This is a genomic window from Alcanivorax sp. DP30 (genome assembly GCF_009882945.1).
In the GTDB taxonomy this organism is placed as follows: Bacteria; Pseudomonadota; Gammaproteobacteria; order Pseudomonadales; family Alcanivoracaceae; genus Alcanivorax.
Map to the genome: position 1 here is coordinate 1 of NZ_WTUY01000023.1, position 26,415 is coordinate 26,415.

A 26,415-nucleotide genomic window follows, 5' to 3' on the forward strand; every position below is an offset into this window, starting at 1 on the left:
AGAAGCTAGAAGCTAGAAGCTAGAAGCTAGAAGCTAGAAGCTAGAAGCTAGAAGCTAGAAGCTAGAAGCTAGAAGCTAGAAGCTAGAAGCTGTTTCACACCTCAACATAATTCAACGGCAACGCCGCCGTATCCACCACTCGCCGCATGACAAAACTGGAATGCACGCCGCTGACACCTTCGATGCGGGTGATCTGGTTGAGCAGGAAATGCTGGTAGGCGTCGATGTCTGGCACCACCACCTTCAGCAGATAATCCGCATCCTGGCCAGTGACCAGATAGCACTGCTGCACTTCCGGAAAACTGGCCACCTTCTCCTCGAAATTGGCAAAGCGTTCCGGGGTGTGGCGATCCATGCTGATCTGGATCATCACCGTCAGGTCCAGCCCCAGCTTGCGGGCATCCAGTACGGTTTCCCGTTTGACGATGATGCCGGCGGCTTCCAGTTTCTGGACCCGTCGGGAACAGGGGGAGGGAGACAGGCCCACGGCGTCGGCCAGTTGCTGGTTGGTCAGACCGCCATTGCCCTGCAGCGCTTCCAGAATCCGCAGGTCGGTACGGTCGAGTTTTGCCAGTTCGGAAGGTTTCATGTGCTGAAAGTCTCGCGGAAATCAATATTTGAGCAATGTTATTGCTTATAAAGCCGAAAAGGGCTGAAAAAAGCAAGCACATTGCCGGCACGGAGCCGTAAAGTATCTCTCGTAGGGCGATGACGCAGACAGCCACAAGCCGGATGCCTCTCACCGTCGCTAACAGCACCTACCCGTGCCCTGATCGAGACCCGAGATCACATCGCAATTGTTAGCCGCCGAGCAGTATCCCTGGGAGAGCCGGTTAGTAATTCTGGGGGGCAGCTTCTGCCCCTTTTCACGTTAAGGAATTCGAGATGAGCTTTGATCACCGCAAATACCAGCCTTTTCCCGTTATCGACAAACCCGACCGTCGCTGGCCAAGCCAGCGTATCGAGAAAGCTCCCCTGTGGGCGGCGGTGGATCTGCGCGACGGTAACCAGGCGCTGATCAAGCCCATGTCTGTGGCCCAGAAACGTCGCTTCTTCCAGATGCTGGTGGAGCTGGGCTTCAAGGAAATCGAGGTGGGCTTTCCTTCTGCCAGCCAGATCGACTTCGATTTCTGCCGCGCCTTGATCGAGGAAGATCTGGTGCCGGACGATGTGCACATCCAGGTGCTGACCCAGGCCCGGCAGGATTTGATTGCCCGTACCTTCGAGTCGTTGAAAGGCGCCAAAAACGCCATCGTGCATATTTACAACGCCACCTCGCCCACTTTCCGCGAGCAGGTGTTTTGCGTGGACAAGGCCGGCTGCAAGGCCATTGCCGAGCGTGCTGCCGGCTGGGTGAAGGAAGAGGCCGCGAAGCAGCCGGAGACACACTGGAGCTTCCAGTATTCGCCGGAGACCTTCAGCGCCACCGAGACCGATTTCGCCATCGAAGTGATCGATGCGGTGAACAACGTCTGGCGTCCGGATCAGGGCCAGCGGGTGATCATCAACCTGCCCGCCACCGTGGAAGTCAGCACTCCCAATGTGTTTGCGGACCAGGTGGAGCTGGTCCACGAGAATATTCAGTACCGCGATGACGTGATCATCAGCGTGCACACCCACGATGACCGTGGCTGTGGCGTGGCGGCTGCCGAAATGGCGGTGATGGCCGGGGCGGATCGTGTGGAAGGCACCTTGCTGGGCAACGGCGAGCGCACCGGGAACATGGACCTGGTGACCGCCGGCATGAACCTGTACAGCCAGGGCATCGATCCGGAAATTGATTTCTCCCGCATGAAGGACATTGTCGCCCTGGTGGAAGAAATTACTGACATCCAGACCCATCCGCGTCACCCCTATGCCGGTGATCTGGTGTTCAGTGCGTTTTCCGGCAGTCACCAGGATGCCATTCGCAAATGCCTGGCCCGCTACCAGGAAGGCGATATCTGGAATGTGGCCTACCTGCCCATCGATCCGGCCGATGTGGGCCGTCGTTATGAGGAAGTGGTGCGCATCAATTCCCAGTCCGGCAAGGGCGGTGTGGCGCACGTGCTGGAGCGGGACTTTGGCATTGATCTGCCGCGCTGGTTGCAGCAGGAGCTGGCCGGTGTGGTCCAGAAGGATGCCGAGGAAGACGGGGGCGAGATCACCAGTGAGCGGGTACATCGTCGCTTCAACAGTGATTATTTGAATGTACCCATGGGCTGGGCATTGCGCTCCTATGATCTGAATCGCAACAACGACCAGGTGCAGGCGCAGATCAGTATTGGTGACGACAGCCAGGCCGTGACCCTGTTGTCAGGCCGCGGCGATGGAGCCATGTCTGCGTTGGTGGAAGCGCTCAATCGCCAGATCGGCAGCGAGGTAAAAGTGGTGTCCTTCGATGAGTATTCATTGGGCGACAACACCGAAGCCAATGCCATGGCCTGTGTGCGGGTGCAGATTGGTGACTCGGTGCAAAGCGCTGTTGCCACCGCCGCCGACACCACCGCCGCTGCCCTGCAGGCGATTTTGTCTGCGGTCGGCAGGCTGGAGGAAGGCAGTGAGAGGCAATTGATAATTGAAAATGGATAATTGATAACTGTCGCGGGGCAGCAATCCACACCCCGAGACGCAAGAGGCCGCGCCCATCGTATGGGCGCGGCCTCTTTGCTTTGAGAATCCCCAACGGCTAATTCGCGTCGCTATCAATTATCCATTTTCAATTATCAATTAATGCCCTGGCCCAGGAAGGCCCCCAACACCCTTCCCAGCAGTTGTTTTGCATCGTCAAACCGTTGCTCATCGCCCAGTAGTCGGGCCTTGTCTTCCACCCATTCCCCTTCGGTCAGATCCTCCGGGCAGGCCTCACACAGGTCGGCGGCATTGTTGTGTTCCAGTTCCAGGTGGAACTGCAGCGCCAGGACATGATCGCCGTAGCGGAAAGCCTGATTTCGGCAGCCTTTGCTTTCCAGCAAGTGCACCGCGCCTTTGGGAAGGGCAAAGGTGTCACCATGCCAGTGCAGCACTGTGGCGTGGGGGGCAAACAGTTTTCCGATGCTGTCATCCTTGCCGGCCGTGGTGGGGTAGACCGGAAACCAACCCACTTCTTTCTCGTCATTCGTGCTGACCTCAGCGCCCAATACCCGGGCAATCAATTGCGCGCCAAGGCAGATGCCAAGCACTTTCTTTCCCTGCGCAATGCAGGCCTTGATCAGGGCTTTCTCTGCCGCCATCCACGGAAAAAGAGCATCGTCATCGGCACCCATGGGGCCGCCCATGACCACCAGCACATCAAGGTCCTCCGGGGCAGGCAGGGAGTCGCCCCTGAACAACAGTGAATGGTTGATCTCCATGTCCCGCTGGCGGAACCAGGCTTCCATGGCGCCAAGTTGCTCAAAGGGAACATGGGAAAGGTAATGAATACGCATGGGAATCCCTTCCTCAAAATGCAGCTACAAGTTTCAAGCTACAACACGGATTGGTGACGGGGCTGATTCATCGCCGTGCCCGCGCACCAACGGTTATTGTTCGCGGGCACGGCGAGTCGGATCGCAAAGGCCTTCCCCGCGTTGCAGCTTGAGGCTTGTAGCTTGCATCTGCTTTATAGATACAGTGCCTGAAAGCTGGCGACGGGCTCGCCTTTGTCGTCAAACAACGTCAGCAGCTCACCCTCAATACGGTAATGATCGGTCTGATTCAGCGCCTCGTGGAAAGCCTGTTCTGTTTCCAGCGCCGGGCAGGCCATTTCAGTGCTGGTCAGGGACTGGAAGCGTAGCACGGCTTCCTCCTGTTGATAGCCGCCCTGAAAACCGTTGCAGCCACCGTTGCCGCGGGCCTGGCCATCCGTGAACGTCAGATGTGGGGCGGCGCTGTCTGCGTCAGCATCCACGGCCTGCTCGCCAAGATGGGTCAGCACCCAACGGGTGTTGGTCAGTTGGGCGCCGGGAATCTGGCAATCGGTGAAGGCGTTAACTTCGTCAAGGGTGTAGCTTTCCACCGCGACGGCGGCCTGGGTTGTGCCGTCCTGTTCGCCGGGGATCTTGCGGCGTATGCCGCTGATGGTGGCGATGCGCGGTTGCTGCGGATAGGCCATGACCTTGCGAATGTCGTCCACCAGTGCGGAGCCTTGAGGGCCGGATACCTGCAAGCGCTGATCGCTGTTACACAGGATGAATACCGGGTTGGCCCGTTGCCAGACCAGAGCACCACGCAGGGTCTCGCTGTCCGTCATGACCGGGTCCAGTGGCAGGGTGAGGGTGTCAAAGCCATCGCGATTGCGGGTCAGGTCGGTGTTTTGAGACTGAAAGAAAACGCCGCCGCCAGCAAGGATCTGGCTGCTGACCTGGTAATGCTTGTCCGTTTTCACCGCAGCCGCCGGATAATAGAGACGGAAGGAGGAGCGGTTGCCGTCCACATCCAGACGAATTACACGGCGCAACACGATGTCATCATCCGCCAGCAGGGTAACAGTCAGCACCGCCTGATCGGGCAAGGTGGCATTCTCCGGCAGTTGCACCTGACCGCTCAGATAACCGACGACAGCGTTGTCCCGTTCGAACGTCCCTGTGAACAGTGGTGTGCCGGGTTCATCCTGTGAGGTGTCGCTGTTGTCGGTGTCGGTGGGTTGCGTGGCGTCCTGGGCCGTCAGTGTCAGAGTGTCGCCCTGCTGCATGCCTTCAACGGTGCGTTGCTCAATACGGAGGGCATTGCTGTCCAGGTAGCGGAAGGTGAACTGATTGCCTTGTTGCTCCCAGCTGAGCCCCTGTCTCAGAGGGTCATTGGGCAGATAGAAATCGCCGTTGCTCTCCAGCACCAGCACCTGCTCAGCCTCAACCCAGACGCCGCTCAGCGGGTTTTCGCTGCTGGCCTCAGTGGCGGGGGCGGAAGTCGCTGGCTCACTGTCACCACAGCCAGACAGGGCCAGGGCGGCAGTGAGAAGGATAAGTGCATACTGCTTCATTGCGGGGTTCCTTGTTCGGGAAGAGCGGGTTCGCTGTCGTCGGTGTTGTCGGTTGCTGCAGCTGCAGTCCGGGAATCGTTACTGTCTGCAGCAGGGGCTGCGTCTGGTGGGTTATCGGAATGTTCGGTGGGGGCAGCCGCCACGGGGGCTTCAGTGCTGTCGGTGACCGGGGGCGCCAGTGGGGGCAGCGGTACCTCGGTGGGGTCGGGAATGGCCACCAGTCGCATCTGCCCCATGATCCAGTTGGCGCGTTCGTTCACGTAGTCGGATGGGCCGCGGAAATCGTATTGATTGGGTCTTGGCAGCATGGCAGCAAGCTGGGCTGCCTGCAGCGGCGTCAGGTCGGCAGCGCTGACACTGAAATAGTGTTGTGCGGCAGCTTCCGCGCCGTAGATCTGGTGTCCCCACTGGGCCATGTTCAGGTAAAGCTCGAAGATGCGTCGCTTGCTCAGGCCGGTTTCCAGCATCAGGGCAATCACTGCCTCCTTGCCCTTGCGCAGGTAGGAACGATCGCCGGAAAGGTACAGGTTCTTGGCCAGTTGCTGGGTAATGGTGGAGCCGCCAGCCACTGGCTTGCCGGCCTCCAGATTGCGTTTCAGGGCGTAGCGAATCCCTGGCCAGTCGAAACCGCCATGACGGGTGAACTGGGCGTCCTCGGAGATCAGTACTGCCCGTTTCAGGTAGTCACTGATCTGGTCGTAATCACGCCAGTCATGGTTCACCTTGCCCTGCTCCTGGGCGCGGGACATATAGGCACTGTGGGTCGGATTATGGGTCTGCAGCCGCAGTGCCTGCCCCAGATACCAGAGCGGGTAAAGCGCTGCGACCATGGTCAGCAGTGCCATCAGCTTTAGCAGTCGTCGTTTAAACGTCATCACGGGTTCGGAATCAGGCCGAATTTCTCCATGCTTCAGAGGCATCCATCTGGCCCCAATTGTCGGTGAAAGTTCCTTTCTTGTCAGGTTTTGCTGGTAGCGATTGCGGTAGCGGCATCGGTGCCTTCCCTTTCACAAACATTTCAAGCCGTAAGCCAGAATGCCCGGATGGCCCGTATCTCCCACCGTCTTGCCGCTGATGCGACCGTTAGGTATTTCCTATTGCCATCATAAAGACTTTCAAATTTACCAATTGCCGGGTTTCTCGCATTCTTGGTCCCGAAACCCAAACAAGCCAACCTAGGGAGTTCTAACCACATGGCACAAGTTAATAGCGAGATCAAACCCTTCAACGCTACCGCATTCAAGCAGGGTGAGTTCGTCGAGATCTCCGAAGCTGACGTGAAAGGCAAGTGGGCCATCTTCTTCTTCTACCCGGCCGACTTCACTTTCGTATGTCCCACTGAACTGAGCGACGTGGCCGACAAGTACGAAGAGCTGCAGCAAATGGGCGTGGAAGTGTTCTCCGTGTCTACCGACACCCACTTCACCCACAAGGCATGGCACGACACCTCCGACACCATCGGCAAGATCAACTACTACATGGTGGGCGACCAGACCGGCACCATCACCAACAACTTTGGTGTGATGCGTGAAGGTCAGGGTCTGGCGGACCGAGCTACCTTCCTGATCGATCCGGATGGTGTGATCCAGGCCATGGAAATCACTGCCGAAGGTATTGGCCGTGACGCAGACGACCTGATGCGCAAAGTAAAAGCGGCCCAGTACGTGCGCAACAATCCCGGCGAAGTGTGCCCGGCCAAGTGGAAAGAAGGTGAAGCCACCCTGGCACCGTCCCTGGATCTGGTCGGCAAGATCTAAATAGTCGGTCGGACGTCTGACGTCGGAAGTCTGACGCTAAAACCAGCTTGGTTTTGCGTCCGACGTCAGACCCCCGACGTCCGACTGCTCAATGCTTTAGCTCCACAACCCGAATTTTCTCCGTCACTGACGACTGAATCTGGAACAAGGGAATACTCATGCTCACGAATGAAATTTTGCAGGCTCTCAAGGGCTACGCCGCCAACATGCAGAAGAAAGTCACTTTCGTGCTGCAAACCGGCTCTCACAGCAAGCGCGACGAACTGGTAACGTTCCTGTCTGACATCGCCGGTGTCAGTGACAACCTGGCGTTCGAAGAACGCGATACACAAGGCACGCTGCGCAGTGCGATCAGCTTCCTGCTGGAGGCCGATGGCGAAGATACCGGCATTCGTTTTTCCGGCATCCCCGCAGGCCACGAATTCAACTCTCTGGTACTGGCTTTTCTGCATGCATCCGGTACCGAGATCAAACTGGACGACAGCCTCCAGCGCATGGTGGCGGGCGCCCAGGGTGAGCTCAACTTCGAGGTGTTCATCAGCCTGAGTTGTCACAATTGTCCGGACGTGGTCCAGGCGTTGAACCAGTTCGCCCTGCTGAACCCCAATATCACTGTGGAAATGATCGATGGTGGCCTGTTCCAGGAGGTGGTCAACGAGCGCGACATTCAGGGTGTGCCCAGCGTGTACCTGAACGGCGAGCTGTTCGCCAACGGCAAGGTCACCGCCGCCGAGCTCATCGACAAGTTGCTGGAACACGACCCGAGCATCGCCCAGGCCGGTGCCGGTGAGAAGTTGCCGTTGCAGGACGTGACCATCATCGGTGGTGGCCCGGCAGGTGTGTCTGCGGCTATCTACAGCGCACGTAAAGGTCTCAAGGTTACCCTGATTGCCGATCGTATCGGCGGCCAGGTGAAAGACACCATGGACATTGAAAACCTGATCTCCGTGAAGAAAACCACCGGCCCGGAACTGTCCGGTGCCCTGCAGGCACACATGAACGAGTACGACGTGACGGTGAAAGAACACCTGAAAGTCGCGCGCGTGGAAAACGGTGAAATCAAGACGGTGGTGCTGTCCTCCGGTGAAGAGATCGACACCAAGACGGTGATCGTGGCCACCGGTGCCAAGTGGCGCGAGCTGGGTGTGCCCGGTGAGAAAGAAAACATCGGTAACGGTGTGGCCTACTGCCCGCACTGCGATGGTCCCTTCTTCAAGGGCAAGGATGTGGCGGTAATCGGCGGAGGCAACTCTGGCATCGAGGCCGCGCTGGATCTGGCCGGTATCGTGAAGTCGGTGACTGTATTCGAATTCATGCCGGAGCTGAAAGCCGACAAGGTGCTGGTGGACAAGGCGGAAGAGAAAGCCAACGTGACCATTCTGCGTAACGTGGCCACCCGCGAAATCAAGGCGGAAAACGGCAAGGTCACCGCCATCGAGTATGCGGACCGCGATACGGAGGAAGTGAAGGAAATTCCGCTCGCCGGTGTCTTCGTGCAAATCGGTCTGGTGCCCAACAGCGAATTCCTGGGCGACGTGGTGGCGCGCACCCGCTTCGGCGAAATCGAGATCAACGAGAAGTGTCAGACGTCCCAAGAAGGTATCTACGCTGCCGGCGACGTGACCACCGTGCCCTACAAGCAGATCGTCATCAGCATGGGCGAAGGCTCAAAGGCATCACTGGCCGCCTTCGAATACCTGATGACCCAGGGCGATCGTCTCGAAGCCCTGTATGAAAATGGCAATGACGCGCAGCAGGAAGCTGCCGTCGCCTGACCCGCTGGCGCTCACCAGCTGTAACCCAAAAAGCCACCGCATCTGAGGTGGCTTTTTGGTTCAAGAGATGCAACAGGTGCCAAGACTTTCGGTAGGCCCTTGCCTGTAACCGAACTGGTGAATCCAAAGATATCGCTGAACCAGCAATTCGTCAGATCTTGCCAATCGGATGTCACCGTTTTTCTTCCCCGGGTCAGCTATGCCCCTATGGCATCAGGCCCCAATGCAGAAAGAAAAGTGCCCGCCCTTCCTGAGCTTGGCAGGGGATTCATTCTTCACCTTTCTTGTACGGATGCTAGTGCAGACTTCAATTTCAATGGGGAACCCCGTAATCGGAAGGGTGCGTCGTGAAAGTCGGTCTTATCCTTGGCGATCAGTTGAGTCTGTCGCTGCCAACGCTTTCTGCACTGAATCAAAAGTGTGACCGGCTGGTGATGGCGGAGGTGGCCGATGAGGCGATCTACGTCAAACATCACAAGCAAAAAATCGCTTTCATTTTCAGTGCCATGCGCCACTTTGCCGGTGATCTGGAAAAAGCGGGCTGGCAGGTGGATTATTACCGTTATGGCGAGCATGACTTTGGTGATTTTACGTCACTGATTACCGAGCAGTATGCGGATGCCGAAGAAGTGGTGGTGACCCACTGTGGGGAATACCGCCTGCAACAGTGCATCGATCATGACTGGCCCCAAAAAAGTGGCGTGCCGGTGCGCTGTCTTGACGATACCCGTTTTCTTTGCACTCCCGATTTTTTTCAGCAGTGGGCCTCTGGCAAGAAGCAGTTGCGCATGGAGTTCTTCTACCGGGAAATGCGCCGTCACACCGGCTTGCTCATGGAGGGGGACGAACCCGCCGGCGGGCAGTGGAATTACGACAGCAACAACCGCCAGCCCTACAAGGGCAAGACGCCGTTACCACCGGTGCTGGCCTTCGAGCGCGATGCCATCGACCAGCAGGTACTGTCGCTGGTGGCCGATCAGTTCCCCGATCATATCGGCTCGCTGGATGACTTCCAGTGGGGCACCACCCGTGAGCAGGCACAACAGGCGCTGGATCATTTTATCGAACACCGGCTGCCGCATTTTGGTGACTACCAGGATGCCATGGTCACCGGCGAAGATACCCTGTTTCACAGCCTGCTTTCCCCCTATATCAACATCGGTCTGCTGGATCCCATGGCAGTCTGTCAGGCGGCGGAGCAGGCCTATTACGCAGGGGATGCCCCCCTCAATGCGGTGGAAGGATTTATTCGCCAGATCATCGGCTGGCGGGAATATGTGCGTGGCATTTACTGGTTGCTGATGCCGGATTACGCACAGGAAAACCGCCTCGGCAATACCCGCAAACTGCCGGCGTATTACTGGACCGGTGAGACAAAAATGCACTGCATGGCCGAGTGCTTTCGCAACACCCTCGACCATGCCTATGCCCATCACATACAGCGCCTCATGGTCACCGGCAACTTCGCGCTGTTGCTGGGTGTGCTCCCCGAAGCGATCTGCCAGTGGTATCTGAAAGTGTATGCCGATGCCTTCGACTGGGTGGAGCTGCCCAACACGCTGGGCATGGTGATGCATGCGGATGGCGGCTATCTGGGTAGCAAGCCCTATGCGGCTTCCGGAAGTTATATCAATCGCATGTCGGACTACTGCAAGCATTGCCAGTACAACGTCAAAACTTCCACCGAGGAAGACAGCTGTCCGTTCAACAGTCTCTACTGGCATTTCGTTCATCGTCACCGCCAGCAGTTTGCCGGCAATCACCGCATGCGAATGATCTACCGGAACATGGAGCGCATGGATTCCACCAAGGTCGATGCCATGCTGGCCCGGGCGGAGTTGTTACTGGCGGACCCGGATGCGTTATGAAGCAGACCTGGAAAGGCAACAAGGCGTCATTGCCGCAGAAGACCTGCCCCGTGTGCGGGCGTACATTTAGCTGGCGAAAGAAGTGGGCCCGTGATTGGGATGCGGTGATCTTTTGCAGCGAACGGTGTCGACGGGAGAAGCGAAGCTCATGATCACCGTGGTGTGGTTTCGTCATGATCTGCGGGTGCAGGATCAACCGCTGCTGCAGCGGGCTGCCGCCCTGGGGGCGCCGATATTGCCGTTGTACGTCTTGAACGAACGCTGGACGCGTCCCGGGCCTGAGGGGTTCGACCGGTTGGGGCCAGCCAAGGCTGCCTTTCTGCAGGAATGCCTGGAGGATCTGGCTGCGTCACTGGATACACTGGGGCTGACACTGAGCACGGCTCTCGCTTCTCCGGCGGCGTTGCTCAGCCACTGGCATCAGAGCACGCCTTTGCAGGTGGTTACGGCCCAGGCCGATGCCCCGGAAGAGCAACAGGATATTGACACTCTGCGGGCAGAGGGCATCACGGTGCACGAGATGGATACGCGCACCTTGTTGTCGTCCTGCGCGTTGCCTTGGGATGATGCCTTTCCCGCCACCTTTAGCCGTTTCCGTAAGCCTGTAGAGCGTCGCGGTGGCCCACCGGTGCCTGCCACTGAAGGGGCTTCGCCACGATTAAACGCGGCGGATTCGCTCCCATTGCCGGAGTGGGCAGGCTCGGTAGTAGGGGCGCTGGGTGTGCGGCGGGGTGACTGGCAGCGCGACCCGCAACATTATTTTTCGCTGCATGGTGGCGAGCAGGCTGCTTGTCATTGGCTGCAACAGTATCTGTTTGAAGATCACCATATTGGTCATTACAAGACAACGCGTAATCAGCTTATTGGTACCGGCTACTCCAGCCGCTTGAGTGCCGCACTTGCCTGGGGTTGTTTGTCAGTGCGATATGTCTGGCACAGCATTCTTGAATACGAGCAAAAATTTGGCGGCGACCAGAACAGTTACTGGCTGCGGTTTGAATTGTTATGGCGTGAGTTTTTTTACTGGTCACAGCGCGAGCATGGTGCTCACGTCTTTCGCCGTGACGGCTTGAAAATATTTCACAAGACAACCTCGATGAAACCGGGCGAGGAGGATAACGCATCGTGCTACTGGCAAGCCTGGTGTGCAGCGGAAACCGGGTTGCCATTCATTGATGCCAACCTGAAAGAACTGCTGGCCACCGGTTACCTTTCCAACCGGGGGCGACAAAATCTGGCCAGTTTTCTGGTTCATGATCTTGGTCTGGATTGGCGGCAGGGGGCACGCTGGTTTGAGCGCCATCTGGTGGATCATGATGTGGCCTCCAACTGGGGTAACTGGGCTTACATCGCCGGGGTGGGGCACGATGCCCAGGGTGGCCGTCGCTTCAGTCCGACACGGCAATGGTGGCGCCATGATCCGGATGCTGACTTTGTTCGTTACTGGTTACCGGTGATGAACGGGTTGTCCCGGCAGCAGATCCTGCAGCTGCATTTTGCGTTCGGCGACGAGCCTGGCTGGCAGGGCTACCCCGCCCCGGTCATTTCCCTGCCGGAGAGCGATAGGGAGGTCACGTGACCGTTCAGGTCGTCTGGTTCAAGCGCGACTTGCGCGTCAGTGATCATTGGCCCCTGGCCGAAGCCTGCCGGGCAGGGCCGGTATTGCCGCTCTATATCATTGAGCCTGCTTACTGGCAGCAGCCAGACAGCAGCGTCAGACAGTGGGCCTTCATTGCGGAAAGCCTGCGTGACTTGCGCCGACAGCTTGCCCGGCTGGGATTGCCGCTGTGGGTCATGGAAGGCGACACCCTCAATATCCTCTCGCAACTGCATGACCAGTTGGGCCCCTTCACCTTGCGTAGTCATCAGGAATACGGTGGTAACTGGACCTACCAGCGGGACCGTGCGGTAAAACGCTGGTGTGATGCCCATGATGTGACCTGGCAGGAAACCGCGCCGTTTGGCGTGCTGCGCCCCTGTCTGGACCGGGATCACTGGGCAGAACACTGGCAGGACTTCATGGCGTCGTCTCAGGCGACATTACCGGGCCACTGTGAGGGCGCATTACCCGCGCCGCCGTGGCCAGACCTGAAGACGCCTAGAGGCATGGGCCGGGAGCTCTGTCCGGGACGTCAGCGTGGTGGCTCGGAAACCGGTGAGGCCGTATGGAAGAGCTTTCTCGAACAACGGGCCCGCGGGTATCGCGGTGGCATCAGCGCACCGCAAAAGGCCGAACATAGCGGCTCCCGCATCAGTCCTTATCTGGCCTGGGGGTGTCTGTCATTGCGGCAGGTGGTCCAGCAATTGTGGGTGGCGCAGCAACAGGCCCCGGCGGGGCCATTGGCGAATGGGCTCGCGGCTTTTGAATCGCGGCTGTGGTGGCACTGCCATTTTATCCAGAAGCTGGAAGACCAGGTGGACATGGAGCACCAGAGCCTCCATCCGGCATTGCGTAATTTGCGCGATGATCCCGGCAACCCCGAGTGGCTCCGTGCCTGGCAGCAGGGGCAGACGGGCTGGCCGCTGGTGGATGCCGCCATGCGGTATCTGCATCACCATGGCTGGATCAATTTCCGCATGCGCGCCATGTTGGTGTCCATGGCGTGCTACCCGTTGTGGCTACACTGGCAACAGCCGGCCCTGCATCTTGCGCGACTGTTCGTGGACTACGAGCCGGGCATTCACTACCCGCAAATTCAGATGCAGGCCGGTGTCACCGGCATCAATGCCCTGCGCATGTATAACCCCACACTGCAGGCGCAGAAACTGGATCCGGAAGGGCATTTCATTCGTCGCTGGGTACCGGAATTGCGAGGGGTATCTTCCACCTGGACTCATCAGCCCTGGAACATGGGGTCGCGTCAGCAGAAGGAAAGCGGGGTGCAGATCGGTGAGGACTATCCGTCACCACTGGTGGATTTTGACGTGGCGGTGCGCCAGGCCAGGGCCCGTCTGGCGGAGGCCCGGCATCAGGCCGGGTTCCGGGAGCAAAGCCGTGCCGTGAACCAGAAACATGGCAGTCGCCGACGACGCCCTCGAGCCCGAAACACGGACAACGACGATCAACTGAGTTTGTTCTGACAACTGACGCCAAACGCATCACGCCCCGGCCAGCCAGCCCGTCAAAGGCCCTGTCGCAAGGTGACGCCCATAAAAAAACCGGCGCACCAGGAGGATGACGCCGGTAATGCTTAGGCAGAAACGATCAAGCGTTATTCAAGAGCCTTTACGGGTTGGTCAGCAGGGTGTAAGCACCGGAGCCGCTCTGGCTGCTCACCTGCCAACGGTAAAACCCGCTGCCGACACTGGAATGAATCTCGGCCACGCCGCCTTGCGGGCTGGCGGTAAGCACATTGTTCCAGCCACAGAAAAACAGGAAGCAGCTCTGGCTTTGCAGGGTGACGGTGAAGCTGGCCCCTGCGGGGCTGTACAGCCAGGCGTCGATCTGACCGCCAGAGAAAATGAACCCGTTGGCCGGCAGAATGGCAGAGCCGCCGTTGTTCAGTTGACCTTCATAGCGGGTGCAGTCCGGGCAGGGCGAGGCGTCGGTGGTAATCGTCAGCGTCTGATCGGTGGTGCCCGTCTGGTTGGCGGTATCGGTCACGGTCAGTGTCACAGTGAACTCACCATCCACACCATAGTCATGGGTGATCTGTTCGCCACTGGCCACGTTGCCATCGCCAAGATCCCAGTCCCATGCTGCCACCGCCACATCATCACTGGAACCGCTGGCATCCAGCGCACATACGGTACCCTCACAATCAGCGGTAAAGGCCGCGGTAGGCAGACGGTCAATGCCGGAGCCGTCCTGCTGGGTAACCTGCAACAGGCGATTGGGGGACTGATTGCCCGCATTGCTGATCGCACCGGTAACTGCATCGTTCACCAGCGCCAGGTTCACCGCCGCCGGGGTGGCGCTGGGGTTGGCCGCCAGATACAGCGCAGCAGCACCAGCCGCATGCGGTGCCGCCATGGACGTGCCGTTCAGGCTGGCGGTCTGGGTATCGGACTGATACCAGGCCGACGTGATGTCACTGCCGGGGGCAAACACATCCACACAGGCGCCGAAATTGGAGAAGGAAGAGCGTTGGTCCTGACGGGTGGTCGCCCCCACCGTCAGGGCTTCCGGTACCCGGTTGGGCGAACCATTACAGGCGTTGCTGTTGTTGTTGCCTGCTGCCACGACCATGGTTACCCCCGCTCTGACGGCATTGGCCACAGCGGTATCCAGTGCGTCGGAGCTGACCCCCCCAAGGGACATATTGGCCACGGCAGGTTTCTGATGATTACCGGCCACCCAGTCGATCCCGGCGATCACACCCGAGGTGGCGCCATTGCCGCCACACCCAAGCACGCGCACGGGCACAATGTTGGCTTGCTTGGCGACACCATAGGTGCTGCCAACAGCGGTACCTGCCACATGGGTGCCATGGCCGTTACAGTCTTCCACCGCATTGGGATCCACACTGCCGCCAAACAGGAAGCCTCCAGAGCTGACAAAGTTGCGCCCTGGCTGTACCCGGCCGGTGAACTCCTGGTGGGTGGTGCGCAGCCCGGTATCCAGTACATAGACATTCACATCACGGCCACCGTTGTCCGGATACTGGTATCGGCCATCCAGCGGCAGGCCTTCCTGATCGACACGATCCAGCCCCCAGGTCGCATTGTTCTGCAGCGCCACCGTGGTGACCATACGATCCGGCTCCACCGAGATGACCCCCGGCAGAATGCCGAGCAGAGCGGCCTGCAGCTCGGTCAGACGTACTGTCATGCCGAGCAGGGCGTTATCGTAGGTGTAGATCACCTCGCCGCCACCAATGCCAGCCAGCAGCGTCTGCAGCGCGGTGGTCAGGCTGTTCAGCCCCAGCTGCTCGAGCAGATTGGGCGCAACCTGAACAATGTATTGATTCTGGATAATGGTGCCGGCAGCCGGGGTGTCGGTCTGCGCATCATCAGCCCAGGCGGGGGCCAGGATGCTGCCCCCAAGAATGGCGGCCAGCACCGTGGCCTTGAATGTGGATCGTGGCATTGCGTTCCCTCCAATACAGTTGAATCAGAACGCTAGGGAAACGCCGTGTATCTCTCCATTGGCAGGGTGTAGTGTTTTTGTTGTCCAAAAAAGCGCTTAACGCCGGCAACCCCTTATAGAAAGCGGGCTCGGCAAAAATGTGAACTGGTCGTGAAGAAAGCGTCAAGCCTCCATGGCGGCCCGCAAATGCAGGCAATGCGGCGAGACCGCGCTGAGTCGGCAGGGTGTTATTCAGAGGTTTTCTAGAACAGTTTCTCCAGCTGGGCGCGGGTTTTCCACACCAGCATCTGCATGCGCTGGGAATTGATCGCCGGCTTCGCCAGGCAGGCAAACACCATGTCGTTCACCGGCCAGATACTGATGCAGCCCTCCCGGCAACGGATAAATACCTCTTCACTCAAGCCCAGCTTCAAGCCGATCAACACCCGGTCACAGGCCTTCTTCATCTCGAAGAACAGGGCATTCTGCTCGTCATAATCCAACCCCTCACCAAAATGCACCACCGGCAGTCCATCGTTGCTGATCAGGGCAACCAGCAGAATGTCCTCCGAAGAGGCATGCAGGTCTTCCAATGGCGGGGTGAGGGTGGCGAGCTTCATTATTGTTATCCGTCCGTGGGCTTCCTGTCAGCTTAGGGATGTACCTGCAAGGGAGCAACGGCAAGCAGACAAACGTTGCCTATAGCCAGTCGCGCAGCGAGTGTGATCAGGCCACTTGTGGTGAGGTGCGGACCGATAAAAGGGCTTTACATGAGCTGTCCATAAAGACAGTATTTGGATAGACAAGCAGGTTGTCATGTTCAAGGAAAAAGATATTCCCGATTGGGCGGATGAGAGCTTAAGCGGTATGTATGTGTGGTGGCGTGATATGGCCGAAAAAGGCCTGGCGTTTCACCCGGATGATGCTCCATCCAGCATCGTGTTTATCGAAAGTGGAAAGCCTGTACTTTCCGCCGGAGCCTGCAGGAAACTGGAGGGTACATTCGGCCGAATGGATGCGATGCATGGCGACAGGGTCTACGATGCCGGGTTTGAGGCACTGAAGGAGCGTTTGGGGCTGGGTTGCCTCTAAAGCATATATGCGTCAGCTGTTCTTTTTTGCTTCCATCCGCAAGGGATGGGAGGTGCTTGCCAATTTTCGTCCATTTAAATCCCTCTGCCATGCTTATTTGACAGGATACTGCTCATAAGGACAGGTTCTGTTATTATCTGGGCCTATGCTGTAGCGTTTGCAACATAATTGACCCAGAGGATGCCATGGATATCACCCTGTATGACAATCTTGACGATCGCCAACTGATTGAAAAAACAGTAGAAATATGGGGTCAGCAGGTGGTGGCTGATGTTCTGGAGGTTGACCGTGTAACGGTTAACCGATGGCTGAAGAAGGGGATGGAGCACAACCTTAGAAGCTTGGAAAGAAATGCCCTTATCTCTGAATTGCTTCCGACCGGTCGTCTTGAAACACAGTTTGCGGGTAATGAGCAGTTCCGTTTCATCGACTTGTTTGCCGGTATTGGGGGCATTCGGCAGGCCTTTGAAGATGTAGGTGGGCGTTGCGTCTTCACCAGCGAATGGAACGACATGGCAAGGCGCACTTACCAGGCAAACCACTTTGACGACCATGACCATGTTCTGAACACTGACATTCGGCTGATCACCGAGGCTGAAGGTGTCAGCGAAAAAGACCTTATCCCACATATAGACCAGTCTATTCCCGATCATGAAGTGCTCTTGGCTGGCTTTCCGTGCCAACCTTTTTCCATTGCGGGAGTATCCAAGAAAAATGCGCTGGGTCGGTCGCATGGCTTCGACTGTAAAATTCAGGGCACTCTTTTCTTTGATATCTGCAAGATCCTGCAAGCCAAGAGACCTGCTGCTTTTCTGCTTGAGAATGTCAAGAACCTGAAGAGTCATAATAAAGGCGACACCTACAAGACGATCCTGAAGGCGTTGGATGATGCCGGGTATGATGTGCCTGACCCCAGGGTAATTGATGCCGCTGACTTTCTCCCTCAGCATCGCGAGAGGATTGTGATCGTAGGGTTCAGAAAAGATCTCGATATTTCAGAAGGCTTTAGTCTGGCTAATCTTGATGTTCCCGAGGATGCCCCTCTCTTGGCAGATATCGTGGACAAGAAAGTCCCGGATAAATATATCCTGACAGACAAGCTCTGGGCTTATCTGCAGAATTATGCGAAGAAGCATCAGGCGGCAGGCAACGGGTTTGGCTTCGGGCTGGTGGAAAGCAAACAAAAGCGGCCGACCAGAACGCTTTCAGCCAGATACTACAAAGACGGTTCAGAAATCCTGTTGTCACGGGGAAAGAACAAGAACCCTCGCAGACTTACTCCCAGGGAGTGTGCGCGCCTGATGGGCTTTGACAAACCGGGTGAGTCAGAATTTCGCATTCCCGTTTCTGATACCCAGGCTTACAAGCAGTTTGGTAACTCAGTAGCTGTGCCGGTCTTTGAGGCAGTAGCCAGAGAGATGCACTCAAGAATCCTCGATGCGAATGGCAACGGGAAAAAAAAAATACAAGATAAAGCAGCCAGATAAAGGGCAAATGCGCTTGCTCGAAGAAAAGGGGAAGATGGCGGGATGGAAAAGCTAGGCCAGTATTTTGAGGGTGTTGCCTGGAAATATCTCACAGCAGTGGATGCGGATCCGGGTAAGTCCAATCAGCATGAGTTCGGTGGGCTGGTAAAAGCCGGATTCAAGCAGTTCCTGGGCGATCCGGGGGAGGCCACTTACAGATTCCCCTGTCGGTTCATGTTTCTTTCTGAAGACAAGGATAAAAGTGCCAGTGTCGATGGCGTTGTCAGCTGGTATGACTCCCGTAGGGGAAAGAGCGGGCGCGGCCCAGAACTACGGCTTTATTACGTATCCAATGAGGTAACCGATCTTATTGCAGAAGGGATGTTCTTTCTGATTGCAAAGACCACCTCGGGAGAGCTTATTCTTGCTTTCTGTGAAAAGGGTAGTAGTGAAGAAGCACAGTTAAGGTGGCTTTTTGGACTTGATCGCACATCCGATGCGTTTTCAGGGAAAATCATTGATGACAAACAGATCAAGGCCAGCTGGTCTGCAAGATGGATTCTGGATGAACTTGGAATTGAGCTGTTTGGGGATGATTTAAGCTACTTGGACTTGATGCTGTCCCGCTTTGGTGGCGCTTTCCCTAAAACCCGGGAATTCTCGGCTCTTGCACTTGAGCTGAGCCCTGAAATTCAGCCAGTCAACCTTCCTGACACTGCTCTTGTCTCGCTGATGGATAGAGAGGAGTCCTTGTTCCGGCAGTTGGAACGGCATTTTGTTGAGGAAAAGCTGAAAACCGGATTTTCGGATGTGGAACAGTTTATTTCCTATTCCCTGAGTATCCAGAACAGGCGGAAAAGCCGTGTGGGTTATGCCCTCGAGAATCACCTTGAATTCCTCTTCAAGGAAAATGGTGTGGCGCATATCCGTGGGGCCGAAACAGAGAACAGATCAAAGCCTGATTTTCTCTTCCCGGGGCTTCCGCAGTATGAAAATCATGACTTTTCTGATGATGGGCTGACTATCCTGGGTGCCAAATCTACCTGCAAGGATCGTTGGCGGCAGGTGCTTTCAGAGGCTGGCCGCATAAAGAGGAAGCACCTGGTGACGCTCGAGCCGGGTATATCCGCCAATCAGCTTGATGAAATGGAAGCTAATGACCTGCAGCTTGTTGTTCCCTCATCAATACATGAAACGTATAAGTCGGAAAATCGAGAGTGGCTGTGGAGCCTTTCTGATTTCATCGAACATGTACGAGACAAGCAGGCAAAATATCTGGGTGAGTAGCTATGGCTGATGTGGTCGACAAGGCAACACGCTCAAGGATGATGGCGGGTATCAAGGGGAAGGATACCAAGCCGGAAATGCTGATCCGGTCGGAACTTCATCGCAGGGGGTTTAGATTCAGGAAGAACGTGAAAGAGCTGCCGGGAAAGCCGGATATCGTGCTGCCAAAGTATAAAGCTGTAATCATGGTTAATGGCTGCTTTTGGCATGGGCATGAATGTCGGTTTTTTAAGTGGCCATCAACTCGGAAAGAATTTTGGCGGGAAAAGATAAGCAGGAACAAGCAAAGAGATAAGGAGAAAATTGATGATCTCGTTAAAGAGGGGTGGCGTGTCTTAACCATCTGGGAGTGCTCGCTTAAAAAGAGTGAGAATGGAGAGGCTGGTGAAGTCTTTGATAACATGGTTTCTTGGATCCTCCAAAAATAAAATATAGTATTTAGAACGCTTTCTATAATGTAATTGAAGTGGTCAAGTAAATGATTATCCCCTCGTCAGTGGCGATTAATAATAACTTTGTATTTAGTTCATCGGGAAAGGAGATTGACCCTGCTTCTCACAGAGAAGGATCTATGGATCTTACGGTGGGTTGTGTTTTGGTGGTTAAAGGCGACCAAGTTGAAACTGGCGAAGAACTGACGGTGATCAAGCCTCAGCAAACAGCGATTATTGTATCTGATGAGTGCTTTAATCTTCCTGACGGTGTTATCGCGCAGGCGCTCATGAAGAATCGCCAATCGCAGAAAGGTCTCATAGCTTTCAATACTGGAATTGTAGATGATAATTACAGGAAGCCTATTTCTACCATGGTGACCAACCTTTCCAGATCGGATATCGCGATTGTAAATTCAGAGCCTTTCCTGAGGGTGGTTTTTCACAAGATCGGAGGTCAGGACTTTTCCTCGTTATCGCCTGGTGATATTGACGAGCGAAAGTGGAAAAATAATATTCAGTTCTATATAAATGAAAGGAAAAAAGAGATAGTTAGACTTCCAAAAGATTTTTTTAGTGTTTCGGAAACAAAAGAAGAAATCAAGAAAGAACTTAAGGATTTCTCAATTGAAAAGTTCTTTTTGTGGCTAGGTGGGACTATTGGGGTTACGGTTATTTTGTTGAGCTTGTTGAATGCTTTTGTTTTTTCTCCGTTTGTAGGAAATAGAAACATTCAAGCAAATAAGCAGGCTGAAATGAAGGCTGAAGAGGTTGGGGAAGCGTTACAATCTCTCAATGAAGAGCTGGAAGAAATCAGGGCGGAGTTGTTGGCGATTAAATCTCAAAAAAGCTCAGAATTTTCTGGAAGTCAATAGAGTTGCTGTCTTGGGTGATGGAAACTGTTGAGGCTTTCACTAGCTCCTCCTGTGCGTTGAATGCTATGGAGAAGCCTACTTCTTTAGCTAGATGTATATCATTCTTCCCGTCCCCTACAAAAGCACAGTCATTTATTGATATGCAGTGCTCTTCAGCTATGAGCTTCATGAAGGTCACTTTGCCTTTTTCGTCAGTAGGTAAAAGATTGCAGGAGTCTAGGCGACCGTTTTCGTCGAAAAAATACTCACAGGCGCAAAAAAAATGATCTGGTTTGATTTTGGGTTGTATTTTGTCGCATAAGGCTTTGAATCCTCCTGATATGATGCAAACTATCGCTCCTTTTTCTTTGATCTTGATGATGGTTTCTTCTACGCCATTTTGAAGCTCAGATGAGGCAATAACTGCATCAAAAATTTCTTTTGTAAGGCCATGTCTTTGGTGGATTCTGACTGTTTCGGCCATCCAGTCTAAATAGCCTTTGTACTCACCCGATAACCATTTGTCTTTGGTTTCTTCTTCTTCTCTGTAGCACTGTTCGCCAAGAGCCTTTGCTAAAACGGTCCAAGCACTAGGTGCAACTTTTCCATTGTCTAGTGAGAAGTCTTTTTTTAAAAGCGTGCCTTCAAGGTCAAAGAAAAAAATCTTCGGGAATTTGGATTTCATATCAGGAAGGAATTGACAGGTGGAATTCAGTAGGCATGAACATAGTCTGCAGATCAAAACTTATGAGGTAATTTAACCGTAAGATGAGGGGTTGCGTTTATTAAGTGTGCTCGCTTGTTCTGGGCCGTTAAGTGTGGCTCTGCATAAGCATCGAATTATGCTTCCAAGATTGCATTAATGCTATTGTTCAGTCAATCAAAGGGCGGCTGAGAAAGCTACACTGGCCCTGAAGAAAAGGTTCTGGGCAGCTTGAATCTTGACATCAAGCATCCGACATCGACACAGCACCACAAAAAAGGGCCACCCCATCAGGGTGGCCCTTCTTCTTGGTGCTGTTTGGTGGAGCCGGCGGGAATCGAACCCGCGTCCGTCAGCAATCCATCTGCAGGTCTACATGCTTAGCCAAGTCTATTGCTTTAAGCCTTTACAACCCGACCGGCAGGACGTGAAGACCGAGCCCCTAAGAGTTTTAACAGCGCGATCCGGGGCGGACGTTGCTGCGAGCCTGTGTTGCGATGCTCGCCGCTCTTCCCCACAGGCAGGGTCGATTGGCGATAAGCAGGGATTAAGCTGCTAGTGCGTAAGAATCGTCGTTTGCGATTACTTTAATGTGCCACAAATGATTTACGAGACTCGTGACCTTCTCGACATGCACCACAGAGTTCAATACCGGCGTCGAATCCAGGTCGGCCCCTGTCGAACTCGTATTGTAGGAGATGGGGTGGGGGAAGTCACTTAACAAGTGTGTCGGACGAGGAAATTTGATTTCGATCAAAAAATCACCGGATAACGTTACCGGTTTGTAAAAAGTGTTACCTGAATACACATTGGTTGTCTGACAATCTTACTGAAAGAGCTTCATTTGTCATAATCAAGGTGCATGATGAAGCTGTCATTGAGCGATGTCGACATCGTCGGTGATGGTGCAGGTCCGGCAGCGGGTAGCCAAAAGCCACTGAGCGTGTGGGGTCTGCAAATTGTGTATCTCGCAATGACTTTACTGCGTTTCTGCCAGGCAAGGGCCTGCAGGACGCCAAACAAGGCATTGTCGTTCATTCAAAGGAGAAGGACGATGAACGCGATCATTCGATCTGTAGCACAGGTATCTGACAAGGCGCTGGCGCCGTTGAAGGCTCAGCCGGTTCTGTTCCGCGCGGTGCAGCTGGTATTTGCTCTGGCCGCTTATGCCGCAGGTATTTACCTGGTGGATCTGGCGACGCCGCAGGCGCGAATCCCGGTGATTCTGTTCGCGGTGTATTTCATGCCGGCGGTACTGCGTGCCTGGTTGCAGCTGTACTGGCAGCTGCGCGGTGATGTGCGGGCCATCAAGCCCAAGCGTCATTTGGCATGAATCGGATGAAACTTCGCGGGTTGCGTGCAGGGTAAGCCCGTTTCGGGGCCTTAACCCTGCCGCATCAGGCGCTGTTTCTGACGGTTCCAGTCGCGCTCTTTCTCGGTGGCGCGCTTGTCAAACTTCTGTTTCCCCTTGGCCAGGGCGATATCGCACTTGGCGAATCCTTTCTTCCAGTACAGGCTCACTGGCACACAGGTGAAGCCGTCTTTCTGTACCCCTGAATAGATCACACTCAGTTCCCGACGGTTGAGCAGCAGCTTGCGCGTGCGTATCGGGTCCGGGGTGATGTGGGTGCTGGCCGTATTCAACGGTTCCATGCGGGCACCAAACAGGAAGGCCTCGCCATCCTTGAGCAGGACATAGGCTTCACTGAGGTTGGCTTTGCCGGCACGCATGGACTTCACTTCCCAGCCTTCCAGAACCAGGCCGGCTTCAAAGTGCTCTTCCAGATGATATTCGTGACGCGCCTTGCGATTTTGCGCAATGGTGGCGGACGGTGCTTTGGCTTTTTTGTTGGCTTTTCCCATAGGGCGGCGATTATAGAGCAAGGTCAGTGCACCGGATAGCGCTTTGCGTTTGGCAAAACCCGGTAAGTAAGTGTTTGCTTCGGCTGTGCCCCCGGGAACACCGTTTGCGCGGTTGAGCCGACCGGTTTCCCGTGTGGGGCTTACCGGTTTGGCTCCCGGGGGAGGAGGGGCGCGTCCTGGAGCGCCCATCTGCTGCGCCTTGCCTCTCGGAAAGGGAACCACCCTGACCATCGCGACAAGACATAACCGCTGCACGCTCCAGGTCATGCTGAGCACGCAAGGGGTTATTCAGAGGCTACCCAGGCGTTATTCAGCGGTTCCCTTGAGCCGGGACGGTAATTAATAAGACAATACCGCCACGCTAATGAAGGTATGGGTGTATGAAGCAAGAAAACAAGCCGGTGCATGGCATGTGGGCCAACCGTTGGGTGTTTATTCTGGCGGCAACCGGGTCGGCCGTGGGGCTGGGTAATATCTGGCGTTTTCCCTATATCACCGGCGAGAACGGGGGTGGGGCCTTCGTTTTGCTGTACCTGCTGTGCATCGCGGTGGTGGGGATTCCGATCATGGCCGCAGAGGTGATGATGGGGCGCAGAGGGGGCATGAGTCCGATCAATTCCATGCGCAAGCTGGCGGCAGACAGCAAGGTGACGCAGCGCTGGTCGGGGATTGGGCATATGGGGGTGCTGTCGGCATTCCTGATTCTCTCCTTCTACTCCGTGGTCGCCAGTTGGGCGCTGTATTACGCCTGGGAGGCCATGGCCGGCGGTTTTCAGGGGATTACGGCGGCGCAATCCGGGGCACGGTTTGATGCGTTGCTGGCTGACCCCTGGTTGATGATGGGCTGCCATACCCTGTTCATGGTGTTGACCATGGTGGTGGTGGGCCGTGGTGTGAAGGGCGGGCTGGAGAAGGCCGTCGAGATCCTCATGCCGCTCCTGTTCGTGCTGTTGCTGGTGCTGGTGGGCTATGCCGCCACTACGCCGGGCTTCAAGGATGGCCTCAGCTTCCTGTTCGCGTTCGATTTTTCCAAGCTCAATGGCAAGGCGGTGATTACTGCCGTGGGTCAGGCGTTCTTCACCCTGAGTCTGGGCATGGGGGCGATCATGGCCTACGGGGCCTATATGCCCCGCGAGACTGCTGGCAAGAAGGGTGGCAAGCCCAAGCCGGTATCGATCATGTCCACGGTGATCATTATCGCCCTGCTGGATACGCTGGTGGCACTGGGCTCCGGTGTGGCCATGTTCCCGCTGATTTTCTCCAGTGGCCTGGAAGTGGGCCAGGGCCCGGGCATGATGTTTGTGACCCTGCCGCTGGCGTTCGGCCAGATGCCGGGCGGGGTGGTGTTCGGTTCGCTGTTCTTCATCCTGGTGGTGTCTGCGGCCTGGAGCTCGTCCATCAGCCTGGGTGAACCGGTGGTGGCGTGGCTGGTGGAGCGCGGCCTGTCCCGGGCGCTGGGCGCTACCCTGGTGGGGCTGGGTGCCTGGGTGCTGGGTATTGGTTCGGTGCTGTCTTTCAACCTGTGGCAGGACAAGACGTTCCTGGCCGGTACCTTTTTCGACAACATGGAGTTTCTCTCCACCACGGTGATGTTGCCGCTGGGTGGTGTGCTGATCGCCATTTTCGCTGGCTGGGTAATGAAGGAAACCCATGCCCGCAAGGAACTGGCGATGAAGAGCTTCCCGATGTACATGGTGTGGCGTGCGCTGGTACGGATTTTCTCTCCGGCAGCGGTGATTGCCCTGTTCACCTATACCCTGTGGGGCATGTTTGCCGATGAGCCTGCGCCGGCGCCAGAGCCGGCTGCGCAGGAGCAGGCGGCAGCATCTTCCGAAGCGCTGGATCCTGTGGCGGCAGAGGCTACGGGTGCCGAGACGGCTGAAGGGGCTGCCGAGTCGATGCAGGACAGTGAGGTGCCTGCGGTACCGGAGGAGCAATAATGGCCGAGCCGATGATTCACGTGGAAGTAGCCTACGCGTTGCCGGAAAAGCAGCGGTTGATCGGCCTGGATGTGCCGGAAGGTACCACCATGCTGGAAGCTGCGCGGTTGTCCGGTATTGCGGAGCAGTTTGAAGATCTGGTGTTGGACAAGGCGCCCATGGGGCTGTTTGGCAAGGTGGTGGCCAATCCGTCCGGGCAGGTGCTGAAAGCCGGTGAGCGAGTGGAGATTTATCGTCCGCTCAAGGCTGATCCCAAGTTGAATCGCAAGAAGCGGGCGCAGGAAAAGGCCAAGGCGTAATGGTCAGGGCGACGTCGCGTCGCCCTGACTGGCGGTGTGCGGTTAGTCTGTCTCTTCCTTGCGGGCGGCGGCTTTCTGGTGCAGCTCGCGGTCATTCCGGCCAGAGGTCTTGGCCTTGAAGTCATCGATCACCTGGCCTTCAAAGCGGCTGTAGGTGCCGCCCTCAAAGTAGACGGCAATCTTCTGGCTGACCTTGTCGCCTTTGCCCGGGCGGTAGGTCATCGGGTAGTACCAGACGTTGGCCGTGAAGGGGTCGATCAGGGTGGGCGCGCCCAGTGCAAAGCGGACCTGTTCCGGGGTCATGCCGGGCTGAAGCTGGGACAGCATGTCCTCGGTGACAAAGTTGCCCTGTGGGATATCGATGCGATAAACCCCGGGAAAGCGCAGGCTGCTACAGCCGCCCAGCACCATCAGGGCGGAAAGCAGCAGTAGAGTGGTAATTCTTGGCATGATTTTCGACTTCGCTGAGTGTTCGGGCGATAATACAGGCTTGGGAACTGATGACAAATTCCCGGCCGACGGATTTATCCTACAATGGACAGCCAGTTGAGGATTGAGTTCGTGTTTTCTTGCCGGGTGGCTTGGCTTTCCCGGACTTTTTCATTTCGCCATTGATCAGGCATACGGAGCATACGCATTGGATAATCAGGATCTCAGAAAGGCGGGCCTGAAAGTGACCCTGCCGCGGGTGAAAATCCTGCAACAGCTGGAAAAGTCTGAAGAGCGCCATCTGAGTGCTGAGGACATCTACAAATCACTGATGGAGTCAGGTGAAGACGTGGGCCTGGCCACGGTGTACCGCGTACTGACCCAGTTTGAGCAGGCTGGCATGGTGCTGCGTCATAACTTCGAGGGTGGCTCTGCGGTGTTTGAGCTGGCTGACGAAGACCACCACGATCACATGGTGTGCATGGAAACCGGTCAGGTCATCGAGTTCATGGATGATGTGATCGAAAAGCGCCAGCATGCCATCGCGGAAGAGCACGGTTACGAGATCGTGGATCATTCTCTGGTGCTGTACGTCAAACCGAAGAAGTAATCAGGCTTTACGCAATACGCCCCATGCCGCACGCGGGTAACCCTCGTGGCGCGGTATGGGGTGTTTTGTTATGTGAGGGGTAGATTGTTTCCCG

At 56.0% G+C, this 26,415-nt stretch carries 25 protein-coding genes and 1 other RNA gene; 16 read left to right on the forward strand and 10 right to left on the reverse strand.

Features of this window, described 5'->3' with window-relative positions:
* Nucleotides 1–94: 94 nt before the first annotated feature.
* A complete protein-coding gene (locus GQF00_RS15395; RefSeq protein ID WP_161320063.1) occupies nt 95–589 on the reverse strand; it encodes an Lrp/AsnC family transcriptional regulator in 495 nt (164 codons plus the stop codon).
* Nucleotides 590–885: 296 nt separating this feature from the next.
* On the opposite strand from GQF00_RS15395, the gene GQF00_RS15400 reads away from it, so the two are divergent.
* Entirely contained in the window at nt 886–2,571 is a 1,686-nt protein-coding gene (locus GQF00_RS15400; protein WP_161320065.1) for a 2-isopropylmalate synthase, read from the forward strand.
* A gap of 134 nt (nt 2,572–2,705) precedes the next feature.
* Here the strand turns inward: GQF00_RS15400 and GQF00_RS15405 are convergent, their stop codons facing one another.
* From GQF00_RS15405 to mtgA, 3 genes are all read right to left on the reverse strand, one after another.
* Complete coding sequence (locus GQF00_RS15405) at nt 2,706–3,407, reverse strand: type 1 glutamine amidotransferase (protein WP_161320067.1); 702 nt, start codon at nt 3,405–3,407, stop codon at nt 2,706–2,708.
* Between the two features lie 173 nt (nt 3,408–3,580).
* Nucleotides 3,581–4,939 carry an META domain-containing protein gene (locus GQF00_RS15410; protein ID WP_161320069.1) on the reverse strand — a complete coding sequence of 453 codons (1,359 nt, stop codon included), beginning with the start codon at nt 4,937–4,939 and terminating at the stop codon, nt 3,581–3,583.
* The gene (gene mtgA / locus GQF00_RS15415; protein ID WP_161320071.1) at nt 4,936–5,814 is read right to left on the reverse strand and encodes a monofunctional biosynthetic peptidoglycan transglycosylase; all 879 of its coding nucleotides are present in this window, start codon (nt 5,812–5,814) and stop codon (nt 4,936–4,938) included. The genes GQF00_RS15410 and mtgA overlap by 4 nt, the downstream gene beginning before the upstream one ends.
* Nucleotides 5,815–6,132: 318 nt before the next feature.
* Between mtgA and ahpC the strand changes: the two genes are divergently transcribed.
* From ahpC to GQF00_RS16865, 6 genes are all read left to right on the forward strand, one after another.
* Nucleotides 6,133–6,696, forward strand: coding sequence for an alkyl hydroperoxide reductase subunit C (gene ahpC, locus GQF00_RS15420; RefSeq protein ID WP_161320073.1), 564 nt, complete (start codon nt 6,133–6,135; stop codon nt 6,694–6,696).
* 158 nt (nt 6,697–6,854) lie between these two features.
* Entirely contained in the window at nt 6,855–8,471 is a 1,617-nt protein-coding gene (gene ahpF, locus GQF00_RS15425) for an alkyl hydroperoxide reductase subunit F (protein ID WP_161320075.1), read from the forward strand.
* 347 nt (nt 8,472–8,818) lie between these two features.
* A complete protein-coding gene (locus tag GQF00_RS15430; protein WP_161320077.1) occupies nt 8,819–10,339 on the forward strand; it encodes a cryptochrome/photolyase family protein in 1,521 nt (506 codons plus the stop codon).
* Nucleotides 10,336–10,491: a DUF2256 domain-containing protein gene (locus GQF00_RS15435; RefSeq protein WP_161320079.1), complete on the forward strand. Its 156-nt coding sequence runs from the start codon at nt 10,336–10,338 to the stop codon at nt 10,489–10,491. The genes GQF00_RS15430 and GQF00_RS15435 overlap by 4 nt, the downstream gene beginning before the upstream one ends.
* Nucleotides 10,488–11,918 (forward strand): DASH family cryptochrome, encoded by a 1,431-nt coding sequence (locus tag GQF00_RS15440; RefSeq protein ID WP_161320081.1) that lies wholly within the window; start codon nt 10,488–10,490, stop codon nt 11,916–11,918. The genes GQF00_RS15435 and GQF00_RS15440 overlap by 4 nt, the downstream gene beginning before the upstream one ends.
* Nucleotides 11,915–13,420, forward strand: coding sequence for a deoxyribodipyrimidine photo-lyase (locus GQF00_RS16865; RefSeq protein ID WP_161320083.1), 1,506 nt, complete (start codon nt 11,915–11,917; stop codon nt 13,418–13,420). The genes GQF00_RS15440 and GQF00_RS16865 overlap by 4 nt, the downstream gene beginning before the upstream one ends.
* 145 nt (nt 13,421–13,565) lie before the next feature.
* Here GQF00_RS16865 and GQF00_RS15450 read toward each other — a convergent pair whose 3' ends face one another.
* Entirely contained in the window at nt 13,566–15,368 is a 1,803-nt protein-coding gene (locus GQF00_RS15450; RefSeq protein ID WP_161320085.1) for a S8 family serine peptidase, read from the reverse strand.
* Between the two features lie 242 nt (nt 15,369–15,610).
* Complete coding sequence (locus tag GQF00_RS15455) at nt 15,611–15,967, reverse strand: roadblock/LC7 domain-containing protein (RefSeq protein WP_161320087.1); 357 nt, start codon at nt 15,965–15,967, stop codon at nt 15,611–15,613.
* 196 nt (nt 15,968–16,163) lie between these two features.
* On the opposite strand from GQF00_RS15455, the gene GQF00_RS15460 reads away from it, so the two are divergent.
* The 5 genes from GQF00_RS15460 to GQF00_RS15480 all read left to right on the forward strand — a co-directional run bounded on the left by GQF00_RS15460 (nt 16,164) and on the right by GQF00_RS15480 (nt 20,498).
* A complete protein-coding gene (locus tag GQF00_RS15460) occupies nt 16,164–16,439 on the forward strand; it encodes a hypothetical protein (RefSeq protein WP_161320089.1) in 276 nt (91 codons plus the stop codon).
* A 185-nt stretch (nt 16,440–16,624) separates the two neighbouring features.
* On the forward strand, nt 16,625–17,926 hold the full coding sequence (dcm, locus tag GQF00_RS15465; RefSeq protein WP_161320091.1) for a DNA (cytosine-5-)-methyltransferase: 1,302 nt from the start codon (nt 16,625–16,627) through the stop codon (nt 17,924–17,926).
* Nucleotides 17,927–17,968: 42 nt separating this feature from the next.
* Nucleotides 17,969–19,192, forward strand: a complete 1,224-nt coding sequence (locus tag GQF00_RS15470) for a type II restriction endonuclease (protein ID WP_161320094.1) — start codon at nt 17,969–17,971, stop codon at nt 19,190–19,192.
* Between the two features lie 2 nt (nt 19,193–19,194).
* Entirely contained in the window at nt 19,195–19,620 is a 426-nt protein-coding gene (locus GQF00_RS15475; protein ID WP_161320095.1) for a very short patch repair endonuclease, read from the forward strand.
* 50 nt (nt 19,621–19,670) lie between these two features.
* Complete coding sequence (locus GQF00_RS15480) at nt 19,671–20,498, forward strand: hypothetical protein (protein ID WP_161320097.1); 828 nt, start codon at nt 19,671–19,673, stop codon at nt 20,496–20,498.
* Here GQF00_RS15480 and GQF00_RS15485 read toward each other — a convergent pair.
* Both GQF00_RS15485 and ssrA read right to left on the reverse strand, forming a co-directional pair.
* The gene (locus tag GQF00_RS15485) at nt 20,458–21,162 is read right to left on the reverse strand and encodes an HAD family phosphatase (RefSeq protein ID WP_161320099.1); all 705 of its coding nucleotides are present in this window, start codon (nt 21,160–21,162) and stop codon (nt 20,458–20,460) included. The genes GQF00_RS15480 and GQF00_RS15485 overlap by 41 nt on opposite strands.
* A 337-nt stretch (nt 21,163–21,499) precedes the next feature.
* Nucleotides 21,500–21,856: a transfer-messenger RNA gene (gene ssrA / locus GQF00_RS15490) on the reverse strand.
* A 378-nt stretch (nt 21,857–22,234) separates the two neighbouring features.
* On the opposite strand from ssrA, the gene GQF00_RS15495 reads away from it, so the two are divergent.
* Nucleotides 22,235–22,513 carry a hypothetical protein gene (locus GQF00_RS15495; RefSeq protein ID WP_161320101.1) on the forward strand — a complete coding sequence of 93 codons (279 nt, stop codon included), beginning with the start codon at nt 22,235–22,237 and terminating at the stop codon, nt 22,511–22,513.
* A gap of 50 nt (nt 22,514–22,563) precedes the next feature.
* On the opposite strand, the gene smpB is transcribed toward GQF00_RS15495, so the two are convergent.
* Nucleotides 22,564–23,043, reverse strand: coding sequence for an SsrA-binding protein SmpB (gene smpB, locus GQF00_RS15500; RefSeq protein WP_161320206.1), 480 nt, complete (start codon nt 23,041–23,043; stop codon nt 22,564–22,566).
* Between the two features lie 380 nt (nt 23,044–23,423).
* Between smpB and GQF00_RS15505 the strand changes: the two genes are divergently transcribed.
* On the forward strand, nt 23,424–24,983 hold the full coding sequence (locus GQF00_RS15505) for a sodium-dependent transporter (RefSeq protein ID WP_161320103.1): 1,560 nt from the start codon (nt 23,424–23,426) through the stop codon (nt 24,981–24,983).
* The gene (locus GQF00_RS15510) at nt 24,983–25,282 is read left to right on the forward strand and encodes an RnfH family protein (RefSeq protein ID WP_161320104.1); all 300 of its coding nucleotides are present in this window, start codon (nt 24,983–24,985) and stop codon (nt 25,280–25,282) included. Before GQF00_RS15505 ends, GQF00_RS15510 begins: the two co-directional genes overlap by 1 nt.
* A 42-nt stretch (nt 25,283–25,324) precedes the next feature.
* Here GQF00_RS15510 and GQF00_RS15515 read toward each other — a convergent pair whose 3' ends face one another.
* A complete protein-coding gene (locus GQF00_RS15515; RefSeq protein WP_161320106.1) occupies nt 25,325–25,732 on the reverse strand; it encodes an outer membrane protein assembly factor BamE in 408 nt (135 codons plus the stop codon).
* 187 nt (nt 25,733–25,919) lie between these two features.
* Between GQF00_RS15515 and fur the strand changes: the two genes are divergently transcribed.
* On the forward strand, nt 25,920–26,321 hold the full coding sequence (gene fur / locus GQF00_RS15520; RefSeq protein ID WP_153498474.1) for a ferric iron uptake transcriptional regulator: 402 nt from the start codon (nt 25,920–25,922) through the stop codon (nt 26,319–26,321).
* Nucleotides 26,322–26,415 lie beyond the last annotated feature (94 nt).

What these genes read in the sequence shown, in the direction of transcription:
- GQF00_RS15495 (WP_161320101.1), top strand. Translation starts at nt 22,235, where the DNA reads ATGAACGCGATCATTCGATCTGTAGCACAGGTATCTGACAAGGCGCTG.
- GQF00_RS15505 (WP_161320103.1), top strand. Translation starts at nt 23,424, where the DNA reads ATGAAGCAAGAAAACAAGCCGGTGCATGGCATGTGGGCCAACCGTTGG.
- GQF00_RS15435 (WP_161320079.1), top strand. Translation starts at nt 10,336, where the DNA reads ATGAAGCAGACCTGGAAAGGCAACAAGGCGTCATTGCCGCAGAAGACC.
- GQF00_RS15405 (WP_161320067.1), bottom strand. Translation starts at nt 3,407, where the DNA reads ATGCGTATTCATTACCTTTCCCATGTTCCCTTTGAGCAACTTGGCGCC.
- ahpF (WP_161320075.1), top strand. Translation starts at nt 6,855, where the DNA reads ATGCTCACGAATGAAATTTTGCAGGCTCTCAAGGGCTACGCCGCCAAC.
- GQF00_RS15485 (WP_161320099.1), bottom strand. Translation starts at nt 21,162, where the DNA reads ATGAAATCCAAATTCCCGAAGATTTTTTTCTTTGACCTTGAAGGCACG.
- GQF00_RS15410 (WP_161320069.1), bottom strand. Translation starts at nt 4,939, where the DNA reads ATGAAGCAGTATGCACTTATCCTTCTCACTGCCGCCCTGGCCCTGTCT.
- dcm (WP_161320091.1), top strand. Translation starts at nt 16,625, where the DNA reads ATGGATATCACCCTGTATGACAATCTTGACGATCGCCAACTGATTGAA.
- GQF00_RS15475 (WP_161320095.1), top strand. Translation starts at nt 19,195, where the DNA reads ATGGCTGATGTGGTCGACAAGGCAACACGCTCAAGGATGATGGCGGGT.
- GQF00_RS15510 (WP_161320104.1), top strand. Translation starts at nt 24,983, where the DNA reads ATGGCCGAGCCGATGATTCACGTGGAAGTAGCCTACGCGTTGCCGGAA.
- GQF00_RS15455 (WP_161320087.1), bottom strand. Translation starts at nt 15,967, where the DNA reads ATGAAGCTCGCCACCCTCACCCCGCCATTGGAAGACCTGCATGCCTCT.
- ahpC (WP_161320073.1), top strand. Translation starts at nt 6,133, where the DNA reads ATGGCACAAGTTAATAGCGAGATCAAACCCTTCAACGCTACCGCATTC.
- mtgA (WP_161320071.1), bottom strand. Translation starts at nt 5,814, where the DNA reads ATGACGTTTAAACGACGACTGCTAAAGCTGATGGCACTGCTGACCATG.
- GQF00_RS15440 (WP_161320081.1), top strand. Translation starts at nt 10,488, where the DNA reads ATGATCACCGTGGTGTGGTTTCGTCATGATCTGCGGGTGCAGGATCAA.
- GQF00_RS15480 (WP_161320097.1), top strand. Translation starts at nt 19,671, where the DNA reads ATGATTATCCCCTCGTCAGTGGCGATTAATAATAACTTTGTATTTAGT.
- GQF00_RS15400 (WP_161320065.1), top strand. Translation starts at nt 886, where the DNA reads ATGAGCTTTGATCACCGCAAATACCAGCCTTTTCCCGTTATCGACAAA.
- GQF00_RS15450 (WP_161320085.1), bottom strand. Translation starts at nt 15,368, where the DNA reads ATGCCACGATCCACATTCAAGGCCACGGTGCTGGCCGCCATTCTTGGG.
- smpB (WP_161320206.1), bottom strand. Translation starts at nt 23,043, where the DNA reads ATGGGAAAAGCCAACAAAAAAGCCAAAGCACCGTCCGCCACCATTGCG.
- GQF00_RS15395 (WP_161320063.1), bottom strand. Translation starts at nt 589, where the DNA reads ATGAAACCTTCCGAACTGGCAAAACTCGACCGTACCGACCTGCGGATT.
- GQF00_RS15515 (WP_161320106.1), bottom strand. Translation starts at nt 25,732, where the DNA reads ATGCCAAGAATTACCACTCTACTGCTGCTTTCCGCCCTGATGGTGCTG.
- GQF00_RS15470 (WP_161320094.1), top strand. Translation starts at nt 17,969, where the DNA reads ATGGAAAAGCTAGGCCAGTATTTTGAGGGTGTTGCCTGGAAATATCTC.
- GQF00_RS15460 (WP_161320089.1), top strand. Translation starts at nt 16,164, where the DNA reads ATGTTCAAGGAAAAAGATATTCCCGATTGGGCGGATGAGAGCTTAAGC.